We start from the raw sequence: 26,619 nt of genomic DNA, 5'->3' as shown, positions 1-26,619 counted from the left end.
CTGATAAATAATTGCTTATAAATTTATTCATAGGCACTAAACAGATGCTCTAGTGTCCATGTACGAAGATTAGAAGGAGAGGCGCAGCGCCAGTGCCGCTAGGGTGACAAATAGCACAGGTAGCGTCATCACAATGCCGACGCGGAAATAATAACCCCAGGTAATATTAATATTTTTCTGCGCCAGTACATGCAGCCATAGCAGGGTTGCTAAACTGCCGATGGGGGTGATTTTAGGGCCTAAATCGCTACCAATCACGTTAGCGTAAATCATGGCTTCTTTAATCACACCAGTTGCATTGCTACCGTCTATCGAGAGGGCGCCAATTAACACCGTTGGCATGTTGTTCATGAGGGACGATAAAAACGCGACCAAGAAGCCCGTGCCCATAGTGGCAGCCCAAAGCCCTTGTTCTGCCAAGCTATTTAATACGCTCGATAGGTAATCGGTTAAGCCTGCGTTGCGAAGACCATAAACAACCAAATACATGCCGAGTGAAAAGATCACTATCTGCCATGGCGCGCCGCGAAGTACCTTAGTGGTATCTATGGCATGGCTTTTTTTCGCGACAACAAACAGGATCAGGGCACCCACGGCAGCCACTAAACTCACGGGCACGCCGAGCGGTTCTAAGCCAAAAAAGCCCACCAAGAGTAAGACTAATACGCCCCAACCGGTTTTAAAGGTGTTGAGGTCGCGAATGGCCGCTTTAGGCTCGCGTAGTTTTTGCAAGTCGTAGGTCGCGGGAATATCTTTGCGGAAAAACAGATGCAGCATGACTAAGGTGGCACTAATAGCTGCAATATCGACGGGCACCATCACAGAGGCGTATTCGTTAAAACCTATGTTGAAGAAGTCTGCTGAAACAATATTGACTAGGTTAGAGACAATTAACGGCAAACTTGCGGTATCGGCAATAAAACCCGCCGCCATCACAAAGGCTAAGGTTGCTCCGGCGCTAAAGCCCAGAGCCAGTAACATCGCAATCACTATGGGGGTGAGGATCAGCGCCGCGCCATCATTGGCGAACAATGCGGCAACAGTAGCGCCGAGTAACACTATGTAAGTAAAGAGTAAACGGCCACGACCTTTGCCCCAACGGGCCACATGTAGCGCGGCCCATTCGAAAAATCCTGACTCATCTAATAATAAACTGATGATGATCACGGCAATAAAGGTGGCGGTCGCATTCCAGACAATATTCCATACCACAGGAATATCCCCTAAGTGGACCACACCCAGTAGTAGGGCCAATACGGCGCCCAAGGTAGCACTCCAACCTATGCCTAACCCCTTAGGTTGCCAAATTACTAACACTATGGTGAGAACAAAAATTGCCCCTGCTAACCACATACAAGCTCCTCAAAGAGTAGAGATTGTCTACCCTCAACCATAAAATAATGCCCTCACCTAACGATATTGTCGGTGGGTCTGAATGATTTTTTATATGTGAATTTTCGTATATATCTTAGTGTTGAACACTATACTCAAACACAATTTTGATTAATGCGTGAAACTTAAGGTGATTTTATATACGGATATTTACATATATGAAAATTCGTATATATTGTACAAGGTCTTTCCAAAAGATCCATAGCCATGAAAAACGAGTATTGTTTCTTACCGCTCACAGCTTGCTGTTTGAATGAACCTTTAGGAAAGTTAACAAAAGGATCAAAATGTTTGTATTAGTTCAGTCTAAGGGCATCAATGATTAATCCAACCCAGTTTTTTAAATGTTTAGCCGATGAAACCCGCTTGCGTTGCATGATGTTGATCCAGCAAGAGGGGGAGCTCTGTGTCTGTGAATTGACCGAGGCATTGCAAGAGACTCAGCCTAAGATTTCGCGACATTTGGCCCAATTACGTAAATGCGGTTTATTAGTTGATCGCCGTCAGGGGCAATGGATTTTCTATCGTATCAATAATGACTTACCCGAATGGAGTCAGTTAGTGTTGAGTGAAGTTACCAACCAAAACACTGTATTCCTTGAAGAAAATATGCGTAATTTGTGCAAGATGGGCGGGCGTCCTGACCGTGCTAAAGCTTGCTGCTAGAAGACTAGCAGCAAAAATTTAACCTCAAATATACGTTTTTTCATATGTTTACGTGTCTAAAGTTTTGCTTAATATTAAGGTGGCGTAACAATGCTGCAAATATTTTCAGATTTAGCGGGCTGGTTAACTTTTGATTTGATGGGTTTAGAGCCCAATACTAAGCTCGCCGACGCCATCCATTTTTTTATTGAAGATACCACTAAGATTTTTGCGCTCCTGTTGCTGATGATTTATGGCATCGCTTTGGTGCGGGCCTCGCTCAATGTCGAGCGGGTTCGGGATTACTTGGCGGGTAAAAATCGTTTTGTCGGTTACTTTATGGGATCGGGTTTTGGCGCTGTTACCCCATTCTGCTCATGTTCTAGCATTCCGGTTTTTTTAGGTTTCACTTCTGCGGGGATCCCCGTTGGGATCACTATGGCATTTCTGATCACTTCGCCGTTAATTAATGAAGTCGCCGTACTGTTGCTTGTGAGTCTGCTGGGCTGGCAGTTCACTGTGATATACGTGCTGGTCGGCATGTCAGTGGGTATGTTGGCGGGGGCATTTTTAGACACGATTCGCGCTGAGCGTTGGCTGCAGTCCTTTGCCGCCAAAGCACTCGAGCAAGGTCAGGCGCAAGCAAGTCGCGATAATAGCGAGGGTATGACATCAACATCTATGACGTTAACCGAGCGACATGAATTTGCGAAAGGCGAGACCCTAGAGATTTTTGGCAGAGTGTGGAAATGGGTCATTATTGGGGTTGGGCTTGGCGCCGCACTCCATGGATTTGTTCCTGACGGTTGGATTGAAGCCCACTTAGGCGATGGTCAATGGTGGTCGGTTCCTGCGGCGGTATTGATTGGTATTCCTCTGTATTCCAATGCCACAGGGGTTATCCCTATCATGGAGAGCCTTATCACTAATGGCTTGCCCGTAGGGACGACATTGGCATTTTGTATGTCTACGGTTGCCGCCAGTTTTCCCGAGTTCATTTTGCTCAAGCAGGTGATGCAATGGCGTTTGCTGGCCATCGTTTTTGCCATTTTATTGATTTCATTCACCTTAATCGGTTGGATCTTTAACGCTATAGGCCCCGTTCTGTGAGAATTATAAAAATGTTAAATATCAAAGTATTAGGTAGTGGATGCGCTAAATGCACTAAAACCGCTGAGATTATTACCGCCATTGCCAACGAGAAGGGCATCAGCGCGGCTATATCGAACAGATAACGCTGTAATCTTAAACAAATAATATAAAACACCTAATATAAAACTGAGTGTGAAGGATGCTGGTATGACAATCAAAATCGGGATAAATGGCTTTGGCCGTATGGGACGTTTAGCATTGCGCGCTGCTTGGGGCTGGGAAGAGGTTGAGTTTGTGCAGATTAATGATCCCGCAGGGGATGCGGCGACCTTAGCCCATTTGCTGACATTCGACTCTGTGCATGGTCGCTGGCAGTACGAGGCTAATGCCGAGGGTAATGACATCATTATCGATGGTAAGCGTATTCGCTGTACACGCAATAAAACCATCGGGGAAACCGATTGGTCCGGTTGTGATGTGGTGATTGAAGCTTCGGGTAAAATGAAAACCAAAGCAGTGCTACAAGCTTATTTAGATCAAGGTGTTAAACGCGTTGTGGTCACTGCGCCTGTTAAAGAAGAGGGTGTGTTAAACGTTGTCATGGGAGTGAATCATCAACTCTATGACAAAGCCATTCATCCGATTGTGACTGCGGCCTCCTGTACTACTAACTGTTTGGCGCCAATCGTCAAAGTGATCCACGAAAACCTCGGCATAGTGCATGGTTCCATGACGACTATTCACGATATTACCAACACTCAAACTATCTTAGATGCACCGCATAAAGATCTCCGCCGGGCGCGGGCCTGTGGTTTAAGCCTTATCCCTACGACAACAGGCTCAGCGACGGCCATTACCCATATTTTCCCTGAACTCAAAGGTAAGCTCAACGGCCATGCGGTGCGGGTGCCATTAGCGAATGCCTCATTAACCGATTGCGTGTTCGAGGTGAGTCGCAAAACGACCGAAGCTGAGGTCAATCGCCTGTTAAAAGAAGCGGCAGACGGACCGCTAAAAGGCATTTTAGGTTATGAGGAACGTCCATTAGTCTCAGTCGATTATAAAACCGATCCGCGTTCGAGCATTATCGATGCGCTATCGACCATGATAATCAATGGCACTCAGGTCAAACTCTACGCTTGGTATGACAACGAGTGGGGCTATGCCAATCGCACCGTCGAACTGGCCCGCATGGTCGGTCTGATGGATAAGGCATAAGCTTTATGGGTAAGCTGACAGGGTTCTTGTCTAACATATCACCCGAGATCCGCCAGTATTTGGTGGTCACAGGCAACTATTGGGCATTCACGCTTACCGATGGCGCATTACGTATGTTAGTGGTGCTCCATTTTCATGGCTTAGGTTATAGCCCGCTGCAAATTGCCATGCTATTCCTCTTCTATGAAATCTTTGGGGTGGTAACGAACTTAGTCGGCGGCTGGCTCGGGGCGCGTTTAGGCTTAAATAAGACCATGAATGTGGGCCTATTTATGCAGATTGTTGCCCTTAGCATGCTGCTTGTGCCTAGCGGTATGCTGACGGTTGTTTGGGTGATGGCGGCGCAGGCCTTGTCGGGTATCGCTAAAGATCTCAATAAAATGAGTGCAAAAAGCAGTATCAAGTTGTTGGTGCCCAATGATGCTCAGGGTGAGCTGTATAAGTGGGTTGCCATGCTCACTGGCTCCAAAAATGCGCTAAAGGGCGCGGGGTTCTTCTTGGGCGGCGCCTTACTGACCCTGTTTGGATTCCAGCAGGCCGTGTTAGGCATGGCGATTGGCCTAATGCTGGTGTGGATTTTTAGTCTGTTAAGTTTGCAACGCGATTTAGGTAAAGCCAAAAACAAACCTAAGTTCACGGAAATTTTCTCTAAGAGTCCGGCGGTAAACACGCTTTCTGCCGCACGCATGTTTTTGTTTGGTGCGCGGGATGTGTGGTTTGTGGTGGCCTTACCTGTTTATCTGGCCTCAGCCTTTGGTTGGGATCATTGGTATGTCGGCGGTTTTCTCGCACTCTGGGTAATAGGTTATGGCATAGTGCAAGGTTTTGCACCTCGCTTGACAGGGACAAAGTCGGCGGGCAAAAACAAGGTTCCCGATGGACGTAGTGCCTTAGGTTGGGCGGCGATATTGAGCATAGTGCCGGCAGGCATTGCGCTGGCGATAAGTTATGACTTCCATGCCGCGAATATACTGATTTGGGGATTGATGCTGTTTGGCGCCTTATTCGCGATCAACTCTTCATTACACAGTTATCTTATCGTCAGTTATGCGGATGAAGATGGCGTATCGTTAGATGTGGGTTTTTACTACATGGCGAATGCTATGGGGCGCTTGATCGGGACTGTGTTGTCTGGCTGGGTGTATCAAGTGTATGGCATGGCGGCTTGTCTGTGGATATCGGCGGCATTTATTGCGTTAGCGGCGCTTATCTCAATCAAACTGCTTCGGCATAAAGCGATATCAGATGGTGCTTAATACTTACCTAAGCTATCCCTGAGTTGTTGCGGTTGTTTTTATTCAATGCCCACCAAAGTATGGTGGGTATTTTAATCACTCTGATGTTAACTGAAGTTTTTTGATTTTGAGCAAACAACTCTCTATACTCCGGCCTGTTTTATACACGTCATTATGTCGCTATTCCCAATAGCACAACTATTTTTAATGCAGTCAAATTTGAGTTGGCTCATATAAGTGATGTTATTTTTCGGTGATGAGCATTAAGCCGCATTAGTTTAATCCTTCCTTCTTGGATTGTTAAGATCCGTCCTTAGTCGCTACCGACTCGGTAGTTGTTTTGCTGTACCCCATAATCCCAATTGCATTTCGTCACCTTGACGCATAAGTACCTTATTGGCTATGCGCTGACATTTGAGTCAAGTGTTGATATTAGCTATTGGAAGATATGATTAAATTTCAATCAGAGTGAGTGGCATGATACAAACCATGAAAAAAGAGTGGTTCTCCAATATACGTGGAGATCTGTTAGCCGGTATTGTGGTTGCACTGGCGTTAGTCCCTGAGGCGATTGCCTTTTCTATTATTGCAGGCGTCGATCCTAAAGTCGGCCTGTATGCTTCATTCTGTATTGCTGTGGTCATCGCGTTTACCGGTGGTCGTCCTGGCATGATCTCTGCCGCAACGGGTGCTATGGCGTTGTTGATGGTGACCTTAGTGAAGGAACACGGCCTCGAGTATTTACTCGCGGCGACCCTATTAACTGGTGTGCTGCAAATTGCCGCGGGTTACTTAAAGCTAGGAAGCTTGATGCGTTTCGTCTCCCGCTCTGTGGTGACAGGCTTTGTGAATGCGCTGGCGATTCTGATCTTTATGGCCCAGTTGCCCGAACTGACCAATGTGACTTGGCATGTGTATGCGATGACGATTGCAGGTCTTGGTATTATCTATTTATTCCCACTTATCCCTGTGATTGGTAAATCCTTACCTTCGCCTCTCGTGTGTATTGTCGGATTAACGCTTTTTGCGGTTTATATGGGGTTAGATATTCGTACTGTCGGTGACATGGGACAACTACCTGATACTTTGCCTATTTTCCTCTGGCCTGAAGTGCCATTGACCCTTGAAACTCTGATGATCATCTTCCCTTATTCGGCCGGCCTTGCCGTGGTGGGTTTGCTGGAATCTATGATGACAGCCACCATAGTTGATGACTTAACCGATACCCAAAGCGATAAAAACCGCGAGTGTAAGGGCCAAGGTATTGCCAATATCGGCGCGGGTTTAATGGGCGGTATGGCCGGTTGCGCTATGATTGGTCAGTCGATCATCAACGTTAAATCGGGTGGTCGCGGACGGTTATCGACCTTTTCAGCGGGGGTATTCCTACTCATATTGATTGTATTCCTCGGCGAATGGTTAAAGCTCATCCCTATGGCGGCACTGGTTGCCGTGATGATCATGGTGTCTATCGGTACTTTCTCTTGGGATTCAATTCGTAATCTTAAGCATCATCCAATATCAACCAACCTTGTGATGGTGGCGACCGTTGCTGTGGTGGTCGCTACCCATAACTTAGCTATGGGAGTATTTGTGGGGGTATTACTCGCGTCCCTGTTCTTTGCTAATAAAGTGGGCCGTTTTATGGTGGTTAAGAGTGTAACGGCTGCTGCCGACGCAGGTCGCCATTATCAAGTTATTGGGCAAGTCTTTTTTGCCTCGGCAGATAAGTTCAGTAATTCATTTGATTTTAGGGAAGTGGTTGATAAGGTGACTATCGACTTATCTCAAGCGCATTTCTGGGATATTACTGCGGTATCGGCCCTAGACAAGGTAGTGATTAAATTCCGTCGCGAGGGAACTGAAGTGGAGTTGATTGGCCTTAACCAAGCCAGTGCAACCATAGTCGATAAATTTGGGGTGCACGATAAGCCTGAAGACGTTGAAAACATGATGTCTGGTCACTAAGCCCTTAGCAACACACTAAAAGGAAAATACGATGACAAATGTGATTGCCTGTATCGACGGTTCAAAAGTGACACTCGCCGTATGTGACGCCAGTAGCTGGGCCGCTCAGCAACTGGATGCCCCAGTAACTCTATTGCATGTATTGGATAAGTCTGCTTATCCGATAGAGTCAAATCTGTCAGGAAATATTGGTCTAGGTACACGGGAGCACTTACTCAATGAAATGGTTGAGCTCGAAGCGCGCCGAGGCAAGCTGGCACTCGAGCAGGGTAAGTATATGTTGCAAGATGCGCAAACGCGCATCGTGGAGGCACAACCCGCAGTCGTGGTTGAAACCTTGCAGCGTCACGGCGATTTAGTCGAAACTCTGTTAGAGCAAGAATCCCATGCCAGACTGGTGGTGATGGGCCGTCAAGGGGAGCAGCATCAAGATCAGACGCAGGCCATTGGCAGCCATTTAGAAAACGTCATTCGCACGCTTAAGCAGCCTATTTTAGTGGTGATGGACGAGTTTACTGCACCGACTCGATTTATGATCGCCTATGATAGCAGTGTGACCGCAAGAAAAGCTCTCGATCGAGTTGTAAGCAGTCCGCTACTTAAAGGGCTCGAATGTCATTTAGTGATGGTGTCTGATGATCAATCGCAGGCGACAGCTGAACTGGCGTTGGTGGCTGAATCTCTGATTGCGGCGGATTTCAATGTGGTTACCACCGTTTGTCAGGGAGAAGTGCAAACGGCCCTTGAGATCTATCAACTTGAGCATCAAATCGATCTTATGGTGATGGGCGCCTATGGTCATTCGCGTATTCGGGAGTTTTTTGTGGGTAGTAATACCACAAGGATGATCAGTAAAAGCCATATCCCCTTATTATTACTTCGCTAAGTTAAATATGCATTTCAACTTATTTCGCTCAATTCTAATGACTTGGTTTTAGTTAGAACATCTGAGTCAGAAGCTTGAGGTAATTATTTAAGAAAAAACGGCGAGCATTTAGGCTCGCCGTTTGATATCACAGTCGAATGGTTCGTGTTAGTTAGCTTTAGGCTCGAAGCTAAAGGCTTGACCCGCAAGAGCGGCTTCAAACATTAAGCCGCCTTTTGCTGCGGTAAATACCGCCATACCGTTGATATAAGAGCCGCTTGCTGAGCGATTACCACCCGATTGGCCTGCGCCTGCTGAGTTGCCTGTGGTTCCTGCTTGAGCGCTTGCTCCCATGTTGATGGCAACTGCCGACGCTTGGGCGTCAAACTCGAAACTGCCGCTCGTGAAGGCTTCATAGGCTTTGGCATCTTTAAAGAAGATGATCTCGCTGTAGGCTTGTCCACCTAATTGAAAACCGATGGATAATTGAGTCAGACTCGAATCACCCATATAGGCACCGCCTTGGTAGACTCGGCCCTTGCCATAGGCTGCACCGATCCCAATTCCGCCTTTACCCACAGTTGGGAATAAAGCATAGCCATAGGCTGTGTCGAAAAATTTACTGGTTTCTTTCGCTTTTTGGAAATTGACTACAGCCTGATCGTAGCTTTCATCTGCATGTACAGTTGGGGCTGCAAATAGGCTCACAATAAGGCATGTTGATGCCGCAATGGCTGTTAAAAATGATTTCATGGTAACGCCTCTTCAAGTCTTTAGTTGTTCCAGACTAGCCTTTATCGACACAAATGACAGCCAAAAGTGACATATGTGTCAGCTTAGGTTCAGTGTTCGACTTAATGGTTGGAGTGATATTGGTGGTGATGATTGGAGTGCAGTTTCGCCAATTAGTTCTTAGGTGGCGAAGAACCTTGGTTTTTTTCTGCATCGTCCTGCTGAACTTGATGCAAAAAGTCATACTCCTCTGGGGTGAGAATATTTTCAATGACGAGTGGGCGTTGCTCTAGCTCTGGTTCGGCCATGCGGCCTTTTAAGTAGGCAGAGCGGGTGATTTGCTTTAGCCCATACACCGCCAGCATATACATGCTCAGTAGTAAGGTCAGCCTTGGCAATGCGTGGGAAAGTAGCGATAGATTATCACCAAGATAGAAAGGCAAGATCACCACAAATACGCGGATTAACCAATTCAATAACATGGCCAAGGTCAAGCTTATCAGCCAACGAAACCGAATGGTGCCGAGCGCCTCTTGGGTTTGAGTGACATCTCTTTGATTGCGTTTATGTCGACGAAACAACATCCACAGCGCGATAAAGTAAAAACAGGTTTGTACAGATAACAGCGCTGGGAGTAGAGCGCCCCATTGGCTGATACTCATTTCTTTAAGCATCAGAGCTATGGGTTGCCACTCGTTGATGGGATGCGCAGTTAATCTTAGGGCAATATCTAAAATGGCGAAAACTAATGTTAATGCAGATGGCCAGTAATGCTTTGAAAACCCTAGCGGTTTATTGGTTGGTGCTAAACTGCGTTTGCAATAGAGATAGAGCAAAGGCATGAGCAAAAAATAGATAGGGTTAATCAGATTGAATAGGATATGAATGGGAATTGGACTGTTATCGCGGTTCAACATACCCGTGAGAAAGTATAGAGCAATAAGACTTAAGAAAGCGGCGAGGAGTTTTTGGTTAGCGTCTGGGTGATAAAAATAGCGAATATAAATAGCTAACGCGAGGCAATGTACGCCTCCAAATAATGACAACCACCAGTAAGCTTGAGTGAAAAAACTATGAAACTCGTTCATATGCGATACCTCGAGCCCTGTTATATCAGGGAAATCGGCTCGGTAAAAGTATCGCCGTTAGTTTTTCTGTTGGCTTGCTATGCGCTGATGGCGATTTGAAGCAGCCTCAGGCACAACGCTGGGAACGGGAATGCGTTCCGCGAGTAAGTGTTTGATTGCACGAACGGGATGCGGTAATAACATCCGTGGACCAGAAAAGATCATGATCTCTTTGACGATTTGTTTCTGCGCGGGTTTGTAGCAATGCACTGGGCATTTATTACAGGTGGGTTTGTTTTGTCCGTAGGGGCAGCGATCTAGGCGTGTTGCGGCATAATCCAATAACTCAATGCAATCTGCACATAGGCTCGTCGCGTCTTGGCCTTGGTGTTTCGCCTTGCAATAAATTGTCACCATTGCGGCAATGGTTTGGTGTTCGTACAGGAGTTTGCCCGTAAGCAGTGTGGCTGTGCCCATTGGAATACCTTAGCTTGTCACTCGGATATCCCATCATAGGCAGTGAAATTGGCGCTGACAAAACGAAAGCGCCAATTTATGAAGGTGCGCACAAAATGGGGCTTTAAATAATCCAACTATCCCCAATGTCACACCTAAAAATAAACCTTAGATATGCATCACTTTGTCGGCGGCCAGTGTCCAGCGAGTTAAATCTTGTAGTGTGCCTATGTGCGCACCTTCGATAATCATTTCCGCAGTGACACCTCGTGCTTGAGCGCAGGTCTTGCAAAGTAGAATCGGAACTTGCTGTGCCGAGAGAATTTCAAACATCTGCTGCAGGTTGTAGCTTAAGTCAGGTGTGGTTTGATTTTTGAGTGCGCCAAACACGGCATCTGACATGAGAAAAAGTTTAAGATCGACCGCTTGCTCGTCCTGATCCTTCAGGGCTAATGCGATGCGTAAGCTATTAAATAGCTTTTCTGTTCCGTAGGGACTGGCATGGGCCACGATAAGAATACTTTGCATCAGGTTTTCCTTATATTTGTTATAAGCAGGTGGATGGGGGGATTAGGGAACTCGATTGTGCCAGTCTAGCGCAATTGGCTATAACTATTTGAGCGCAAGATCGTATAAAAAGGCATAAATACTTGATTTGCACCGACACAATGGACTTTAATAGCGGTTAATCTCTGCTCAATTTTTAGCTAGACTCGGTTGCCATGGACACTGTTCTGATGGACGTTGGCAAACCCATTGACACGGCTTCTGATGAGAAGCGGCCATCAAAGGTGAACAAGAATGAAGATCTTAGTCGTATTTATACTGATTGCTGTCGGGGTGTTTTTATTCCTTCGCGCGCAGCGATTGGCGAAAGAAGAACAAGAGGCGATGAAACCCAAGTCGACCACGGTAAAACCTGTAGTTCCCACCGAAGAGGCACCTATTTTCTCCGCTGCTGAGCCCGAGCGTGTAGAACCTGAGCCAGTTAAAAGGGTTGATGATACTGGCGTGGCTGAAGTAGAGCCCGTTATCGAAGTTGAAGCCGAATTAATGCCCCGTGAGACCGAAAGCCCTGCGAGCATTTCGGTGGCGCTAGACACAGATATCATCGAAGTCGATATTCCTGCTGCCCATAATGAAGAGACGGTGATCATTTTAGGCACCACGCCTGCAGATGAACAAGATGACGTTAAGACTGAAGCAGAGCCAGCATCGAACACACGTTCTGAGGTCGGTGCGCCAGGGGCTTGGGCGAATGTGACCTTAGTTCGGGCCTTTGAGGAGTATCAAGGAGCGACGTCAGCCAGTGCTCGCTATATCGCGCTGCAAAATATGATAGCTGAATGCTACAAACAGCGTAAATCGGCGGATTACCTCAACTATGGTGCTCAGTTAGCGGAAGAGTATATTGCACTGTTCCAAGCGGCTAGCGCCGAGCAAGGCAAAGATACTGAGCTTAAATCTTCCGGTTTCCTGCATTTAGCCACCTTGCTAAATGATACTCAAGCCTTCGATGCCGCCATTGTCATCTGTCGTAAAGCACTCGAGCTTGGGCTGAGCGATGGCACTGTCACTGGCTTTGAGGGCCGAATCAACCGGATTGAGAAAGCACAGACTAAAGCAACCACGGCTTGATATGTTGTAGGGAGCGCTTAGCGGGTAAACCCTTAGTCGAAAAGCGGTTATTTCCCTCGTCTAAGCAGTGTAGAATCCCTGCTAACTGAATGCGCAAAAGGCGAACTAAGGTTCGCTTTTTTTATGGGCTTAATAGGGGAAAAATGAAACTAAGCTATGCCTTACCGAATGTCTTATTCGGGCTTGGATTATTGCTACTCAGTGGCTGTACTAAAACCCCAGAATGGACCCTATTTTATTATCCCGATGTGAGTGCCATTCCGGTGACACCTTTGCAGGCCGAAGATATTAATGGTTACTACGATTCTCTAGAGCAATGCCAGAGCAAGGCTCATGGTATGCAACGTCTAAGTCGTTCTGGCGTGAGTGGTTTTGGCCTTGGATCTTATCAATGTGGGCACCTATGCGAGTTCGACGATAAATCGGTGCTGGTTTGCAAGACCATGAGCCAATAGGTGGACAAGATGAAGTTTAAACAGGATTTTTTTACTCAGCTGCCTGAGTTTTACTCGCAAGTATATCCACAAGGGATAACTAAGCCTGAATGGCTGGCATGGAGTAATGACGCCGCGCAATTGATTTGCTTGAGCCAACCCACCGATGAGCTGTTATTGGGCTTATCTGGCAATGCTGCCGTCGATGGCGCGACTTACTATGCCCAAGTGTATAGCGGCCACCAATTTGGCGGTTACACGCCGCGCTTAGGGGATGGACGCTCGATCATTTTAGGTGAAGCGATTGGTCCAAATGGCGCATGGGATGTCGCCCTTAAAGGCGGCGGTCCGACGCCTTATTCGCGCCGTGGTGATGGCCGCGCTGTGATGCGCTCCGCGGTGCGTGAGTTTTTAGTCTCTGAGGCGCTGCATCATTTACATGTGCCGACGACTCGCGCTTTGGCCGTGATTGGCTCTGACTTGCCCGTATGGCGTGAGAGCCAAGAAACTGCAGCCATTACCGTGCGTTTAGCCCGCAGCCACATTCGTTTCGGTCATTTCGAGTTTTTCTGCCACAGTGAGCGCGGCCGTGCCGATAAGCTGATTCAATTACTCAACTTCACTATTACTCAGCATTATCCCCATTTGAGTTGTGATGCCGCAGGCTATAAAGCGTGGTTTTTACAGGTAGTGCAAGATACCGCTAAGATGATTGCCCACTGGCAGGCGGTCGGTTTTGCCCATGGCGTGATGAACACAGACAATATGTCGATTCTAGGTGACAGTTTTGACTTCGGTCCCTTTGCGTTCCTCGATACATTCCAAGAAGACTTTATCTGTAATCATTCTGATCCCGAAGGTCGCTATGCCTTTGGTCAGCAGCCGGGCGTCGGTTTGTGGAACTTGCAACGTTTAGCGCAGGCGCTCACACCAGTGATCCCATCCGATGACTTAATTGCCATTCTTAATCAATACCAAGAGGCGCTAGTGCAGCCTTATTTGCGCTTGATGCGGGCAAAACTAGGTCTATCTGCAGTTGATGTTTCGTCGGTAGAGCAGGACAAACAGGATCTCGAACTCATAGGTCGATTCACTGTGCTGATGGAGAAGAATCAACTCGATTACACTCAGACTTGGCGTCAATTAGGCAAGTTAGATCCAACCAGCAAACACAGTGCGCTGCGGGATGACTTTATTGATGTCAGCCAGTTTGATGCTTGGTATCAAGCCTATCAACAGCGATTGGGCGCGGTGGCTGATATCCCTGCGTGGCAAACTGAGCGCAATAGTGTGAATCCCAAATATATTTTGCGTAACTATTTAGCCCAAGAGGCGATAATCGCGGTGGAAGAGGGTAATCTTGCGCCGCTGCATTTGCTGCAAAAAATCTTAACTCAGCCCTTTGCCGAACACGCAGAGCATGAAGACTTATCCAAGCGTCCACCGGACTGGGGCCAAGGTTTGATCATGTCATGTAGTAGTTGATGGGATAACAAGCATGAAATTACCAAGCACGCATTTAAAAGCCATGAGCTTAGATACCATTAGCTTAGATAAAAGCGCCTTAAGTTTAGCGGTCAGTGCGGATATCGATTTTGATCGTTTCGCCGACTTTGCCGAACCCTTAGCCGCGGCGCTCGATTGCACTGTGCGCGAGCGTCAGTGGGGCGCCGACAGGCATCAATGGTTATTAGAATTTGAAGGCAGCCAGTTATGGCTCAATTATGAGTTTTACGGCAACATTTGCTGGCTCTCGACCGAACGAGAAGCCGATTTTGAGGTGCTGGAATACTTAGCCACTTTGTTGCAACCTCACCTAAGAGTGAACTGAATATGAGTCAGAATATGACGCCACCGACTACGAGTTCCAGTGGTGCAGAGTTCCATTTTCAAGCCCTAACACCGGATTTGATCTTAGATGCGATTGAAAGTCTGGGCGTGTACCCGGAAACGGGCTTACTCGCGCTGAACAGTTACGAGAACCGCGTGTATCAGTTCCGTAGCGATGAAGGACTGCGCTATGTGGTGAAGTTCTATCGCCCAGACCGTTGGAGCGATGCGCAGATCCAAGAGGAACATGATTATGCGCTCGCACTCGCGGCAGAAGATATCCCGATTGCCGTACCTGTAATTATCGAAGGCCATACGTTACACAAGTACCAAGGTTATCGATTTACCCTGTTTCCTTCCTTGGGTGGTCGCGCCTTCGAAGTCGATAATTTAGAGCAGCTGGAATTAGTGGGTCGGTTCATCGGTCGTATACATCAGTACGCGGCGCAAACGGTATTTGCTGAACGTGAACCGCTGAATCCGCAGATTTTAGGCGCCGAGCCGCTCGCGTGGTTAAAGCAATCTAACCTAGTGCCTAACAGCTTGCGCTTGCCCTTCTTTACCGTAGTAGAGCAGGTGCTGGCTAAGGCGAATGCGATTTGGGATCGCCAAGATTTTGCGGCCATTCGTTTGCACGGTGATTTACACCCAGGCAATATTTTGTGGACGCCAGACGGTCCCGGATTCGTCGATTTAGACGATGCTCGCATGGGGCCGGCGATTCAAGATTTATGGATGATGCTAACCGGGGATAGAGCGCAGCAACTGATGCAGCTTGAGATCTTACTCGAAGCCTATGAAGAATTTTGTGAGTTTGATACAAGACAGTTAACCTTGATTGAACCGTTGCGGGCGCTGCGTATGGTGCATTACAACGCGTGGATTGGCCGTCGCTGGGACGATCCGGCTTTCCCGATGAACTTCCCGTGGTTTGGGGATGAAAAGTATTGGGAACAGCAGATTTTGGCGTTCAAAGAGCAATTATTTGCCCTTAGCGAACCACCACTGAGCCTAGTGCCGTATTAGCATTGAGCAAAATATGATTTCACAGACGTATCTTGTGACATTAGATTGAACTCTTAAGCTTGAGTTACACTCAAAAAATGGAATATGTTAGTCTCCAGCCAATTTATCAAAATGATTTAAGGAATTTTCATGAAAAAAGTATTACTCATGGCCGCGGCTCTGTTACTGGCGCCACTGGCAGTATCGGCTGTGGAATACCAAGAAGGTGTGCATTACACAGTGATTAACGATGGCCCAGCAACTGCGAAGCCTGAGATTACTGAGTTTTTCTCTTTCTATTGTCCGCATTGTTTTACTTTCTCTAAAACCGTAGTGCCAAAAATTCTCACCGATAAGCCAGAAGGTGTTGCGTTTAACCAAGCACACGTTGATTTTATCGGCAAAGAGATGGGGGTTGAAATGTCACGCGCATTTGCAGTCGCACATCAGTTAAACGTCGATGATAAAATGGATGCGGCGTTATTCTCTGCTATTCATGAGAAGAAACAGCATTTTACTAATCGCGATGATGTTCGTGCTGTGTTTATTGCTAACGGTGTCGATGGTAAAACCTTCGATGCGGCCGCAGAGTCTTTCATGGTAAAGGCACAAATGGCAAAGATGAAGCGTGATACTGAAAACGCTAAGCTGACGGGTGTACCTGCTCTGGTTGTTAACGGTAAGTACCGTGTTGAAACAGGAGCAATCAAATCCTACGACGAGCTGTTAGAAATTGCTTTCTACCTAGCAAAAAAATAGTTCGATAGGCGTTACCTGCACTGCTGTCATATGAGCGGATGATAATGCTGTATCGCTTCCATACAATAAAAAAGCGCAATGTAATTGCGCTTTTTTATGTTTTAATGACCCGTCCTAAATAGCGTTGACACTTTTCAAACTCATTTTGGAGAGTGTAATGACTTCAACAATTAAACGAACTCAACGTGATTATTCCCTCGCTTTTAAATTGGCCGTTGTCGACCAAGTTGAAAAAGGCGAGCTGACCTATAAGCAGGCCCAAGACAAGTACGGTATTCAAGGTCGTTCCACCGTGTTAGTTTGGCTTCGCAAACATGGAAAACTGGATTGGTCCCAAGGGACACCGTCTACATCAATGCGAGGACATTTAATGACTGAGCCCACCACTCTCACTCCCGAGCAAAAGATAAAAGCACTCGAAGCCGAACTTGAGGATACCCGTATGAAAGCCGCGTTCTTCGAAGCCATTGTCGAAAAACTTAGCACTGACTACGGGATTTCTGTCGTAAAAAAGCCACGCGCGAAACGCTCCAAGAAAAAACGGCCATAGGGTATCGCGTCACCCAATGCTGCCGCTACCTCGGGATTAGCCGTCAGGCGTATTATCAGCAATGTCAGCGGCAAAAAATATCAGAGCAGAGGGAGCAACATGTATTGCAAACGGTGCAATATGAACGCTTGTTTCAACCTCGAATAGGTACACGCAAGTTACAATATTTACTGAATAAATCGCATCAAATAGTGATTGGGCGAGACCGGTTATTTAGCAGCCTCAGAGCGCATCGTTTGTTGGTCGCGCCTAAACGGGCGTACCATAAAACGACTCACAGTCATCATCGATTTCGGTGTCATCCCAACTTGCTTAAGCCCAGTGAGCAACAAGTGGACATCACTCGCTCAGAACAAGTCTGGGTGGCTGATATTACCTATCTGCCACTGCAAAATAATGAAGCCTACTGAAGCCTGGTGACCGATGCCTGGTCACGAAAAATCGCGGGCTATCATGTTGATGATAATCTCAAAACAGATGGTGTGCTAACAGCGTACAAACAGGCACTGAGGCAGCGGCAAGACAAAGGTAAACCGCTGATACACCACTCAGACCGAGGAATACAATACTGCTCAAACGCTTATCAAGCGGTTCACACTCATCATGGTGTTACATGCTCAATGATAGACGGATATGACTGCTATCAAAATGCGTTAGCAGAGCGAGTAAATGGCATATTGAAGCAGGAGTTTTTAACACATAAGCCAGCAACGCTGCAGGAGGTGCGACAGATGGTGGCAGAAGCGGTCGCCATCTATAATCAACGACGGCCCCATTTGGCCTTAAAATACAAAACGCCCGATGAGGTTCATCAGGCGTTTTAGGTGGAAATAAGTGTCAACTTATTTCAGGACTAGACAAATGTTTTTGTTGGTAATGCCTTAAATCAAAGTGGCTGTGGCTTAGATTGATTTTTGAGTAAGGTTAAGCAATCTTCGGCATTTAAGGGTTTACTGAGTAAGAAACCTTGTACTTGATCGCAACCCTGCATCGCCAAGAAGTTGAGCTGTTCTTGGGTCTCTACGCCTTCGGCGACTACGTTCAAATCTAAACTGTGGGCGAGGGCGATAATGGCGCTGGTGATGGCCGCATCATCGGGATCATTGGTGATGTCTCTGACGAACTCTCGATCAATTTTCAGTGTGTCTATCGGGAAGCGTTTGAGATAGCTTAGGCTCGAATAACCCGTACCAAAATCATCCACGGCTATGGTCAATCCTAGGGCTTTGAGTTTAGATAGGATGCTGACCGACTCCTGCGGATTGCCCATGATCATTGATTCAGTAAGCTCAAGCTCAAGGGATTGAGCCGGGAGACCTGATACGGCTAAAGCGACTTCGATGGTGGAGATAATGTCCGCCTTCAGTTGGCGAGCCGATAGGTTGACGGCGATAGTGATCCCGTTAAATCCTAGGCTATTCCATTCGGCTAATTGCTGGCAGGCGTGGTTGATCACCCAGTGGCCAATTTGAGTGATGATACCCGTTTCTTCCGCCAGTGGAATAAATTCCACAGGTGAAATAGGACCAAGTTCAGTGTGATACCAACGCAAAAGTGCTTCCAGTCCTGTGAGTGAACCATCTCGTAAACAGAATTTAGGTTGATAAACCAAGCTTAGTTCTTTGCGTTGGATAGCTTCCTTTAAACCGCTTTCGAGTTGTACATGACGGGTGGCGATTTCATTCAACTTAGAGGTATAAAACTGAAAGTTATTTCGACCTGATGATTTTGCGTGGTACATGGCGGTATCGGCAAATTTAATCAGTGAGTCGGCATTGTCCGCATCGTTAGGGTATAAGCTGATACCTATTGAGGTCGAAATGGTCAGCGTTTTATCGTCTAATAGGAAGGGCGTTTGGAATGCTCTGAGTACTTTTTCTGAGATCAGGGTTGCGGCTTTTGTTTTCGCAACACCTTCTAAAATAATAGTAAATTCATCGCCACCTAAGCGTGCGACAGTATCGCCATCACGCACTGCATTTTGCAGTCGTCTTGCCACGGCTTTCAGTAACAAATCCCCGACATGATGACCCATAGAGTCGTTGATATGTTTAAAGCGGTCGAGGTCTAAGAACAGTAAGGCAACGATATTATTCGCTCTGTGCGCTTGAGTAATCGCGTGATTGAGCCTGTCTTGAAATAAGGTTCGGTTCGGTAAGCCAGTTAATGTGTCGAAGCTGGCGAGGAAACGCAGATCTTCTTCGGCTTTTTTCCGCTCTGTGATGTCAGTAAATACTGCAACGAAGTGACTGGTTTCGCCTTTGATATCGATCACTTGGTTGATTTCAAGCCAGACTAAAATGGCCTGACGTTGTTTATTGCGGATCCACAGTTCTCCGACCCAATGTTTGTGACGCAGTAGCTGTTGTTCAATTGTATTGAACAACTCCCGCTGTTGGCGACTAAAGGCTAAGTGAATGAAATGCCTGTCGGTTATTTGGCGTTCTGTGTACCCTGTAATGGCACAAAATGCTGGGTTGACCGAACGAATTCGATAATTTAATCCTCCCACTACAACGGCTTCGTTCATACTGTTGAGCACTTGTGATGACAGTACCAACTCGTTTTCAATCAGTTTGCGCGAGGTAATGTTACGGTTGGTCCCTGTCATGCGGATCGGATTATCTAGGCTATCTTTTTCCACCACTTTACCGCGGTCTAAAATCCATACCCAATTACCGGGGGAGCGTTCGACTCGGTACTCTGCTTCGAAGAAAGGCGAACGACCTTGAAGGTGTTCGTTAAGCTCAAATTTGAATCTTTCCCTATCCTCTGAGTGCATGCTCTCATGGGCTATATTGCTGCTATTCCAATGGGGGACTGAAGAATCCATATTGGTACGATAGACTCGATTTTCTGGTATGTTCCAGTCCCACATGCCATCGCCAGAGGCCCAAAGTGCAAGTTTGAGTCGCTCCTCTGAGGCGCGGATACTTGTTTCAAATTCGCGCTGTTGCTGACGTTTTCTTTTACGCCAGATAATGATCCAAGCCAACAGCCATAGAGAGAGCAAGCTATAGAGGGCGTAGGCGAACTGAGTTCGATAGAAGGGCGCTTTTACATGAAGATCGACAGAAAGGGCGTAGTCACCTTGAGTGTTGTATTGCAGCCCATGGCGAACATGCAGTTGGTAGTGACCAGGATTAATATTAGTGAAGGTGATTTCATTACCTGTGGGGAGCTCATGCCACTCGTTATCAAATCCCTCAAGAAAATAGCTGAAGCGGTTTTTACCCGTATAGCTGAAATCCAATGAGGTCACCTCAAAACTGATCAGCTGATCGCTATAGTCCATTACTATGCTAGGTGGATGACTTAAATCGAGAATAGTGTGCCCTTTACCCGCAATACTATAGCCAGTGAGTGCGACTTTAACATCGGGTCGTTGATCTGGAATTGACTTTGGATTGAAACGATTTATGCCATTAATGCCACCAAACCAGAGATCGCCATCGCTGTCTTCAAGTTTTACGCCACCGTTAAACTCCAGTGCTTGTAGCCCTTCTTGCTCATTAAATATGATGACACGATTGGTTTTAGGATTGAGCTTTCCTATCCCCGCATTACTACTAAACCAAATGTTGTGTTCTTGATCCTCGAGTAAGGCATAGATGGTATCACTTGGTAATCCCTGATTGCGGGTATAGTGGCTAAAACCTGCATCAGTCTCTTGAGACGGTAACTTGCTGATCCCACCATGGGTGGCAAACCATACCTCGCCCGACTTTGTGACTAAAATATCGCGGACACGGTTGTTGATCAGGCTGTTTTTGTCTGAGGATTGATGGAAGTAGGATTTACCTGTGCCTGTTTTCATATCCAGTTTAAGTAGGCCATCGAGAGTACCTATCCATAGCGTGTCTTTGTGTGTTCTGAGGATTAAAAACTGGTTTTGTGCCGGATAGAAATTATCAATATGTGCCAATGAGATAAAAGTAAATTCATCGGTATCTATCGCCTTACGGTAGAGGGCATTGGTTGTTGCCACCCAGAGGCGACCTTGCTCATCAATATCTAAACTACGGATATAATTGGTTTCTGAGCCTTGATCAGTGCGTTCTGTCACCTTGAGTAACTGGAATTGGCCATCTAGCGCCAGTCGACCTAGCCCATAGTTAGTGGCAAACCAAAGCACGCCATTTTTGTCTTGGTCTATATCTCGCAGGATAAGATTCAAGTTGCGTTGATGCATCCCTAAGGCGTTAGCAAAGAGCTCCGTGTAGTGTTCATATTTTCCATTGGCTAACATGCGTTTAAGCCCAGCACCTTCGGTGCCTATCCATAGCGCATTATCTTGGCTGCGGAACAAGGTGCGAATGTTGTTACTTTGTTGCGACAGGTTAGGGGTGGATTCGTAAATATGCTGAAAATACTGACGGCGCGTATTTATTTTATCTAGACCAGAATAACTGGCACCTAACCATAAATTGCCAAAGGGATCTTGCAGTAAGCTCAGTATGTTATTTTCACTGATACTGTTGGTACGCTTAGGATCATACCTGTGGTAAGTCGCAGTAAATGCTTTATCGTTTCTCTCGAGTTGAATGAGACCTGCTTCTGGCCCAACAACCCAAAAGTCACCCTGCTCAGTTTGGATAAAATCTTTAATGTAAAGCACATTATCGTCTGTCTGCCAGAGGATTTCGCCCTGTTGTGAGGCCAAGTTGTAATGCCATAATTGCTCTCCCAGAGCTAAAGTGATCGCATTAGCGGAATGTGCCCTAATTTGATGTGCAGTGAGATTCTGCGGGACATTTAAGCGAGTGATAGTATTGGCACTAACAGCAAAGGTGCCGCTATCTTGTGTTCCTGCCAGAAGGTAAGTGTCTTCAACATTGGCTAAGCTGGTGATGTGGGGTTGAACACTATTACCTAAGTTTACTTGGGTAATGCGTTTGGTTTTGGTCGATAGGGAAAATAGTCCTGCTTTAGTACCAATCCAGAGTGTATTGCCTACAACGCTGAGTTTGGTTGTGCGCGGATCGGTAAGCCCTTGTTCTTGGCCAAAGTGTTCAAAGGTCCCTGTGCTCAAATCGAGTCGATTTACCCCTTGGCTGAAAGTCGAAACCCAGATATTACCTTCTGAGTCTTGAATAATGTCAGAGACATAGCTCTCAGAAATACTCCTCGGATCATTGGGTGAATGGGGGAAAATATTGAAGCTGTGACCGTTATAAGCATGCAAACCATCTTGAGTGCCAATCCATAACATACCTGCATTGTCCATAAACAGGCTAGTAATCGTATTTTGGGTAAGGCCATCTTCACTGCGAATATGTTCAAATTTGAGCTGTGTAGAAGCCGCGCTCAATGGTTGAGCTAATCCATTGCACGAGATCCCCCACAAACTTAGGATAAAAAGCGTACTTAGCATTAGCTTGTGGATTAGTTGACTCAAATTTTCCCCTACCAAAAACGGACCCATCCTGATTAGGTTTCTATTTAGTTTAGTTCTTAGCCTAGACCTTACATGCCATTTTGCTGTAAAAATGCGACTTAAATTGCTGACTTGGTTTAAAAATAACCAAAATCGATGGGCGCGATTCTGTAATAGATCATGCAATATATTAACTGTACCGTTTCACTGCCAATATTCTTTTTATGACGGGTTTGTATTCTGGCGTTTTTGCTAAAGGATCTTAGCATTGTTTCAGGTATGTCAACATATCATGCTAAGACAAATACGGGCGAAGCAGATTAAAATGATGGGCGAGAATAGAAAAAAGACCTTGCCGGAAGGGGGAGAAGCAAGGTCTTTGGTTGAACAGTTTACTTAGATAAAATTACGCAGCGGGCACCCGCACAAAACCTTCCATCAGTACGCGAGCGCTGCGGCTCATAATGGCTTTAACGACTGTCCATTCACCATTCACTAAGTTTGCCTCGGCGCCAACGCGCAAGGTGCCAGAGGGATGACCGAAACGTACCGCATCTATTTTGTCCTTAGTGTCTCCGCCTGCGGCTAAGTTGACTAAAGTGCCGGGAATTGCCGCCGCCGTACCAATCGCAACGGCAGCCGTGCCCATCATAGCGTGGTGCAGTTTGCCCATAGACAAGGCGCGTACCAGTAGGTCAATTTCATCTGCATTGACGGTTTTACCGCTCGATGACACATAGGCTTTAGGCTTAGCGACAAAGGCGAACTTAGGCGTGTGTTGGCGTGCAACTGCTTCATCAATATGCGAAATCAAGCCCATACGCACGGCGCCATAGGCGCGAATGGTTTCAAATTTGGCAAGGGCGGCATTGTCACTATTAATATCATCTTGTAGCTCTGTGCCTGTGTAGCCTAAGTCTTCTGCGTTGATAAAAATGGTGGGAATGCCCGCGTTGATCATAGTAGCGTTAAAACTGCCAATGCCCGGCACTTCTAGCACATCGACAACATTACCCGTAGGGAACATGCTGCCACCGCCGCCATCCTCGTCAGCAGCCGGATTCATAAATTCGATTTGCACTTCGGCGGCAGGAAAGGTCACACCATCGAGCTCAAAATCACCGGTTTCTTGCACTTCACCCTTGGTGATTGGCACATGGGCGATAATCGTTTTGCCTATGTTGGCTTGCCATATTCGGACTGTGCAGATGCCATTGTGTGGAATGCGGGCCGTATCAATTAAGCCATTGCTGATGGCAAAGGCACCGACAGCGGCGGTCAAGTTGCCACAGTTACCGCTCCAATCGACAAAAGGTTTATCGATCGCCACTTGGCCGAAGAGGTAATCGACATCGTGATCGGTTTGGGTGCTAGGGGAGAGGATTACAGTTTTGCTGGTGCTCGAGGTGGCTCCGCCCATGCCATCGATTTGTTTACCGTAAGCGTCTGGGCTGCCTATCACTCGCAGTAACAAGGCATCACGTGCGGCACCTGCAACTTGTGCGGCTTTAGGTAAATCCTGTAGACGGAAAAACACGCCCTTGCTGGTGCCGCCACGCATATAAGTCGCGGCGACTTTGATTTGTGGCGGGAAAAAATTCTTACTCATGCTATTAACTCCAAGGGGAATAGCGATACAGGTTAGCGTTGCTATCAAAGGTGGCGATTCACGTGTGGAGTCGCCACCTGTTGAAAGCGAGTTTTACTTCAGATTCGACTCTAAAAAGTCCTGAGCAAAACGCTGCAATACGCCGCCCGCTTCGTAGATAGACACTTCTTCGGCGGTATCGAGACGACACGTCACCGGCACTTCGATGCGCTCCCCGTTTTTACGGGTGATAACGACAGTTAAGTTTGCTCTTGGCGCTGGTGTGCCGAGGACATCGAACACTTCTGTGCCATCTATTCCATAAGTTGCACGATTGTCACCGGCTTTAAATTCCAGTGGCAACACGCCCATACCGACTAAGTTAGTGCGATGAATACGCTCGAAACCTTCGGCAACAATGGCCTCAACCCCTGCTAAACGCACGCCTTTGGCAGCCCAGTCGCGGGACGAACCTTGGCCGTAATCTGCGCCCGCTATGATGATTAGCGGCTGCTTACGTTCCATATAGGTTTCAATCGCTTCCCACATACGGGTCACTTGACCTTCTGGCTCGATACGCGTCAGTGAGCCTTGTTGCACTTTGCCGTCAACGATTGCCATTTCGTTTTTAAGCTTAGGATTGGCAAAGGTTGCGCGTTGGGCGGTTAAGTGATCGCCCCTGTGGGTGGCGTAGGAGTTAAAGTCTTCCTCCGGCAAGCCCATTTTGTGCAGATATTCGCCCGCGGCGCTGTCCATCATAATGGCGTTAGAAGGCGATAAATGGTCTGTGGTGATGTTGTCACCCAGCACCGCCAGTGGTCGCATACCCTTGAGTGCGCGTTCACCCGCCAATGCGCCTTCCCAGTAAGGTGGGCGACGAATATAAGTAGATTGCGGACGCCAATCGTACAGCGGGCTGATTTTTTCGCCATAATCGACGGCTAAATCGAACATAGGTTCGTACACTTTACGGAACTGCTCAGGTTTAACACTGGTCGCAATGACGGCATCGATTTCTTCATCAGATGGCCAAATGTCGATAAGTTTGACGGGGTTGCCGTCTTTATCTAATCCCAACACATCCTTTTCGATATCGAAACGTATGGTGCCTGCAATCGCGTAGGCGACGACCAATGGCGGCGATGCTAAGAAGGCTTGTTTTGCATAAGGGTGAATACGGCCATCGAAGTTACGGTTACCCGATAACACAGCGGTGGCGTACAAGTCGCGGTCGATCACTTCTTTTTGAATCACAGGATCCAGCGCGCCGCTCATACCGTTACACGTCGTACAGGCAAACCCAACAATCCCAAAACCGAGTTGTTCAAGCTCAGGTAATAGCTTGGCTTCTTCTAAATATAATTGCACCGCTTTAGAGCCGGGTGCCAGTGAGGTTTTGACCCAAGGTTTGCGGCTTAAGCCTTTAGCATTGGCGTTGCGGGCAATGAGACCTGCAGCAATCACGTTGCGTGGGTTGCTGGTATTCGTGCAGCTGGTAATCGCCGCGATAATCACAGCACCATCGGGCATTAAGCCAGGCTCGTTTTCGACTACGCCGCTAATTCCGCGCTCAGCCAATTCTGATGTTGGCACCCGTGCATGTGGGTTTGATGGCCCTGCAATGGTGCGCACCACCGAAGATAAATCAAAACGCAGTACACGTGGATAGTGCACTTCGGTCAAGCTGTCGGCCCACAAACCTGCGGTTTTGGCATAGGTTTCAACCAGTTTAACTTGCTCGGCTTCGCGGCCAGTTAAGGTCAAATAATCTAAGGTTTGCTGGTCGATGTAGAACATGGCCGCAGTAGCGCCAAACTCAGGTGTCATATTCGAAATCGTGGCGCGATCGCCTAATGTCAGCGCCGCTGCGCCTTCGCCGAAGAACTCTAAGTAAGATGACACGACTTTTTGTGCGCGTAAAAATTCGGTCAAGGCCAATACGATATCGGTAGCCGTAATGCCAGGCTGCGGTCTGCCCGTGAGCTCAACACCGATAATGTCCGGTAGACGCATATAAGATGCGCGCCCTAGCATCACGCTTTCGGCTTCTAAGCCGCCGACACCTATGGCGATAACGCCGAGCGCATCAACGTGCGGCGTGTGGCTATCGGTGCCAACTAAGGTATCTGGGAAGGCCACTCCATTGCGTGAATGCACCACAGGCGACATACGTTCTAAGTTAATTTGGTGCATGATGCCGTTACCCTGAGGGATAACATCAATGTTTTTAAAGGCTTTTTGCGTCCAATCAATAAAGTGGAATCTGTCTTCGTTGCGTCTGTCTTCGATGGCGCGGTTTTTGGCAAAGGCGTCTTTATCAAAACCACCAAATTCGACAGCGAGTGAGTGATCCACAATCAGCTGGGTTGGCACAACTGGGTTCACTTTGGCGGGATCGCCACCTTTAGCGGCGATCGCATCACGCAGACCCGCAAGGTCAACTAAAGCGGTTTGCCCCAAAATATCATGGCACACCACGCGTGCAGGAAACCAAGGGAAATCCAGTTCTTGCTTAGATTCGATAATCTGTTTTAGCGAGTCGGTCAAAACGGCCGGATCGCAGCGACGGACTAAGTTTTCGGCTAAAACGCGCGAGGTGTAAGGTAGCTTGGCATACGAGCCAGCTTGAATGGCTTCTACGGCTTCGCGGGTATCGAAGTAATCGAGCTGAGTGCCGGGTAAGGGCTTGCGATATTGGGTATTCATAGCAGTGCTCATAACATCATCCATTTCGGAAAATGAAGTTGGCGCGAGACTTACATTGAGTG

20 protein-coding genes and 2 pseudogenes are annotated in these 26,619 nt (G+C 47.2%); 14 read left to right on the top strand and 8 right to left on the bottom strand.

The annotated features are described in order from the left end of the window. Positions 1-69: 69 nt before the first annotated feature. Entirely contained in the window at positions 70-1,353 is a 1,284-nt protein-coding gene (locus CKQ84_RS05970) for an arsenic transporter (RefSeq protein ID WP_105250496.1), read from the bottom strand. 357 nt (positions 1,354-1,710) lie between these two features. Between CKQ84_RS05970 and CKQ84_RS05965 the strand changes: the two genes are divergently transcribed. The 7 genes and pseudogenes from CKQ84_RS05965 (at position 1,711) to CKQ84_RS05935 (ending at position 8,436) form a co-directional block, all read left to right on the top strand. Next, positions 1,711-2,058, top strand: coding sequence for a metalloregulator ArsR/SmtB family transcription factor (locus tag CKQ84_RS05965; RefSeq protein WP_105250495.1), 348 nt, complete (start codon positions 1,711-1,713; stop codon positions 2,056-2,058). A gap of 90 nt (positions 2,059-2,148) precedes the next feature. Next, a complete protein-coding gene (locus tag CKQ84_RS05960) occupies positions 2,149-3,147 on the top strand; it encodes a permease (RefSeq protein WP_105250494.1) in 999 nt (332 codons plus the stop codon). 11 nt (positions 3,148-3,158) lie between these two features. Further along, a pseudogene (locus CKQ84_RS05955) lies at positions 3,159-3,251 on the top strand (thioredoxin family protein); the annotation flags it as partial. Between the two features lie 85 nt (positions 3,252-3,336). Then, positions 3,337-4,347 (top strand): ArsJ-associated glyceraldehyde-3-phosphate dehydrogenase, encoded by a 1,011-nt coding sequence (locus tag CKQ84_RS05950; protein ID WP_105250493.1) that lies wholly within the window; start codon positions 3,337-3,339, stop codon positions 4,345-4,347. A 5-nt stretch (positions 4,348-4,352) separates the two neighbouring features. Beyond that, entirely contained in the window at positions 4,353-5,603 is a 1,251-nt protein-coding gene (gene arsJ, locus CKQ84_RS05945; protein WP_105250492.1) for an organoarsenical effux MFS transporter ArsJ, read from the top strand. A 456-nt stretch (positions 5,604-6,059) separates the two neighbouring features. After that, complete coding sequence (locus CKQ84_RS05940; protein ID WP_105250491.1) at positions 6,060-7,550, top strand: SulP family inorganic anion transporter; 1,491 nt, start codon at positions 6,060-6,062, stop codon at positions 7,548-7,550. Between the two features lie 31 nt (positions 7,551-7,581). Next, positions 7,582-8,436: a universal stress protein gene (locus CKQ84_RS05935; protein WP_105250490.1), complete on the top strand. Its 855-nt coding sequence runs from the start codon at positions 7,582-7,584 to the stop codon at positions 8,434-8,436. 147 nt (positions 8,437-8,583) lie between these two features. Here CKQ84_RS05935 and CKQ84_RS05930 read toward each other — a convergent pair whose 3' ends face one another. The 4 genes from CKQ84_RS05930 to CKQ84_RS05915 all read right to left on the bottom strand — a co-directional run bounded on the left by CKQ84_RS05930 (position 8,584) and on the right by CKQ84_RS05915 (position 11,198). Then, positions 8,584-9,168: a YSC84-related protein gene (locus CKQ84_RS05930; RefSeq protein ID WP_105250489.1), complete on the bottom strand. Its 585-nt coding sequence runs from the start codon at positions 9,166-9,168 to the stop codon at positions 8,584-8,586. Positions 9,169-9,320: 152 nt separating this feature from the next. Then, positions 9,321-10,235 carry a hypothetical protein gene (locus tag CKQ84_RS05925; protein ID WP_105250488.1) on the bottom strand — a complete coding sequence of 305 codons (915 nt, stop codon included), beginning with the start codon at positions 10,233-10,235 and terminating at the stop codon, positions 9,321-9,323. 57 nt (positions 10,236-10,292) lie between these two features. After that, the gene (locus CKQ84_RS05920; protein WP_071940633.1) at positions 10,293-10,691 is read right to left on the bottom strand and encodes a nitrous oxide-stimulated promoter family protein; all 399 of its coding nucleotides are present in this window, start codon (positions 10,689-10,691) and stop codon (positions 10,293-10,295) included. A gap of 147 nt (positions 10,692-10,838) precedes the next feature. Then, positions 10,839-11,198, bottom strand: a complete 360-nt coding sequence (locus CKQ84_RS05915) for a DsrE/DsrF/TusD sulfur relay family protein (protein WP_006083495.1) — start codon at positions 11,196-11,198, stop codon at positions 10,839-10,841. Between the two features lie 273 nt (positions 11,199-11,471). Between CKQ84_RS05915 and CKQ84_RS05910 the strand changes: the two genes are divergently transcribed. The 7 genes and pseudogenes from CKQ84_RS05910 (at position 11,472) to CKQ84_RS05880 (ending at position 17,710) form a co-directional block, all read left to right on the top strand. Further along, on the top strand, positions 11,472-12,308 hold the full coding sequence (locus tag CKQ84_RS05910) for a hypothetical protein (RefSeq protein WP_105250487.1): 837 nt from the start codon (positions 11,472-11,474) through the stop codon (positions 12,306-12,308). Between the two features lie 143 nt (positions 12,309-12,451). Continuing rightward, positions 12,452-12,763 (top strand): hypothetical protein, encoded by a 312-nt coding sequence (locus tag CKQ84_RS05905; protein ID WP_105250486.1) that lies wholly within the window; start codon positions 12,452-12,454, stop codon positions 12,761-12,763. A 9-nt stretch (positions 12,764-12,772) separates the two neighbouring features. Then, positions 12,773-14,227 carry a YdiU family protein gene (locus CKQ84_RS05900; RefSeq protein ID WP_105250485.1) on the top strand — a complete coding sequence of 485 codons (1,455 nt, stop codon included), beginning with the start codon at positions 12,773-12,775 and terminating at the stop codon, positions 14,225-14,227. Positions 14,228-14,240: 13 nt separating this feature from the next. Continuing rightward, entirely contained in the window at positions 14,241-14,573 is a 333-nt protein-coding gene (locus CKQ84_RS05895; RefSeq protein ID WP_173913160.1) for a DUF3630 family protein, read from the top strand. Between the two features lie 2 nt (positions 14,574-14,575). Continuing rightward, positions 14,576-15,598 (top strand): serine/threonine protein kinase, encoded by a 1,023-nt coding sequence (locus CKQ84_RS05890; protein ID WP_105250484.1) that lies wholly within the window; start codon positions 14,576-14,578, stop codon positions 15,596-15,598. A gap of 129 nt (positions 15,599-15,727) precedes the next feature. Then, positions 15,728-16,336: a thiol:disulfide interchange protein DsbA/DsbL gene (locus CKQ84_RS05885; RefSeq protein WP_105250483.1), complete on the top strand. Its 609-nt coding sequence runs from the start codon at positions 15,728-15,730 to the stop codon at positions 16,334-16,336. A 157-nt stretch (positions 16,337-16,493) separates the two neighbouring features. Beyond that, positions 16,494-17,710: pseudogene (locus tag CKQ84_RS05880) on the top strand (IS3 family transposase). A gap of 62 nt (positions 17,711-17,772) precedes the next feature. Here CKQ84_RS05880 and CKQ84_RS05875 read toward each other — a convergent pair. From CKQ84_RS05875 to acnD, 3 genes are all read right to left on the bottom strand, one after another. Next, complete coding sequence (locus CKQ84_RS05875) at positions 17,773-22,299, bottom strand: EAL domain-containing protein (RefSeq protein WP_173913217.1); 4,527 nt, start codon at positions 22,297-22,299, stop codon at positions 17,773-17,775. A 370-nt stretch (positions 22,300-22,669) separates the two neighbouring features. Then, on the bottom strand, positions 22,670-23,872 hold the full coding sequence (gene prpF, locus CKQ84_RS05870) for a 2-methylaconitate cis-trans isomerase PrpF (RefSeq protein ID WP_105250481.1): 1,203 nt from the start codon (positions 23,870-23,872) through the stop codon (positions 22,670-22,672). Positions 23,873-23,965: 93 nt separating this feature from the next. Next, on the bottom strand, positions 23,966-26,569 hold the full coding sequence (acnD, locus tag CKQ84_RS05865; RefSeq protein ID WP_105250480.1) for a Fe/S-dependent 2-methylisocitrate dehydratase AcnD: 2,604 nt from the start codon (positions 26,567-26,569) through the stop codon (positions 23,966-23,968). Positions 26,570-26,619: the final 50 nt, after the last annotated feature.

Origin of the sequence: Shewanella sp. WE21, assembly GCF_002966515.1 — a bacterium.
Classification (GTDB): Bacteria; Pseudomonadota; Gammaproteobacteria; order Enterobacterales; family Shewanellaceae; genus Shewanella; species Shewanella oncorhynchi.
This window is presented reverse-complemented; position numbering and strand designations above follow the sequence as displayed.

Excerpts from the sequence above, each read along its gene's own strand:
- CKQ84_RS05970 (WP_105250496.1), bottom strand. The coding sequence starts at position 1,353 with ATGTGGTTAGCAGGGGCAATTTTTGTTCTCACCATAGTGTTAGTAATT.
- CKQ84_RS05965 (WP_105250495.1), top strand. The coding sequence starts at position 1,711 with ATGATTAATCCAACCCAGTTTTTTAAATGTTTAGCCGATGAAACCCGC.
- CKQ84_RS05960 (WP_105250494.1), top strand. The coding sequence starts at position 2,149 with ATGCTGCAAATATTTTCAGATTTAGCGGGCTGGTTAACTTTTGATTTG.
- CKQ84_RS05950 (WP_105250493.1), top strand. The coding sequence starts at position 3,337 with ATGACAATCAAAATCGGGATAAATGGCTTTGGCCGTATGGGACGTTTA.
- arsJ (WP_105250492.1), top strand. The coding sequence starts at position 4,353 with ATGGGTAAGCTGACAGGGTTCTTGTCTAACATATCACCCGAGATCCGC.
- CKQ84_RS05940 (WP_105250491.1), top strand. The coding sequence starts at position 6,060 with ATGATACAAACCATGAAAAAAGAGTGGTTCTCCAATATACGTGGAGAT.
- CKQ84_RS05935 (WP_105250490.1), top strand. The coding sequence starts at position 7,582 with ATGACAAATGTGATTGCCTGTATCGACGGTTCAAAAGTGACACTCGCC.
- CKQ84_RS05930 (WP_105250489.1), bottom strand. The coding sequence starts at position 9,168 with ATGAAATCATTTTTAACAGCCATTGCGGCATCAACATGCCTTATTGTG.
- CKQ84_RS05925 (WP_105250488.1), bottom strand. The coding sequence starts at position 10,235 with ATGAACGAGTTTCATAGTTTTTTCACTCAAGCTTACTGGTGGTTGTCA.
- CKQ84_RS05920 (WP_071940633.1), bottom strand. The coding sequence starts at position 10,691 with ATGGGCACAGCCACACTGCTTACGGGCAAACTCCTGTACGAACACCAA.
- CKQ84_RS05915 (WP_006083495.1), bottom strand. The coding sequence starts at position 11,198 with ATGCAAAGTATTCTTATCGTGGCCCATGCCAGTCCCTACGGAACAGAA.
- CKQ84_RS05910 (WP_105250487.1), top strand. The coding sequence starts at position 11,472 with ATGAAGATCTTAGTCGTATTTATACTGATTGCTGTCGGGGTGTTTTTA.
- CKQ84_RS05905 (WP_105250486.1), top strand. The coding sequence starts at position 12,452 with ATGAAACTAAGCTATGCCTTACCGAATGTCTTATTCGGGCTTGGATTA.
- CKQ84_RS05900 (WP_105250485.1), top strand. The coding sequence starts at position 12,773 with ATGAAGTTTAAACAGGATTTTTTTACTCAGCTGCCTGAGTTTTACTCG.
- CKQ84_RS05895 (WP_173913160.1), top strand. The coding sequence starts at position 14,241 with ATGAAATTACCAAGCACGCATTTAAAAGCCATGAGCTTAGATACCATT.
- CKQ84_RS05890 (WP_105250484.1), top strand. The coding sequence starts at position 14,576 with ATGAGTCAGAATATGACGCCACCGACTACGAGTTCCAGTGGTGCAGAG.
- CKQ84_RS05885 (WP_105250483.1), top strand. The coding sequence starts at position 15,728 with ATGAAAAAAGTATTACTCATGGCCGCGGCTCTGTTACTGGCGCCACTG.
- prpF (WP_105250481.1), bottom strand. The coding sequence starts at position 23,872 with ATGAGTAAGAATTTTTTCCCGCCACAAATCAAAGTCGCCGCGACTTAT.
- acnD (WP_105250480.1), bottom strand. The coding sequence starts at position 26,569 with ATGAGCACTGCTATGAATACCCAATATCGCAAGCCCTTACCCGGCACT.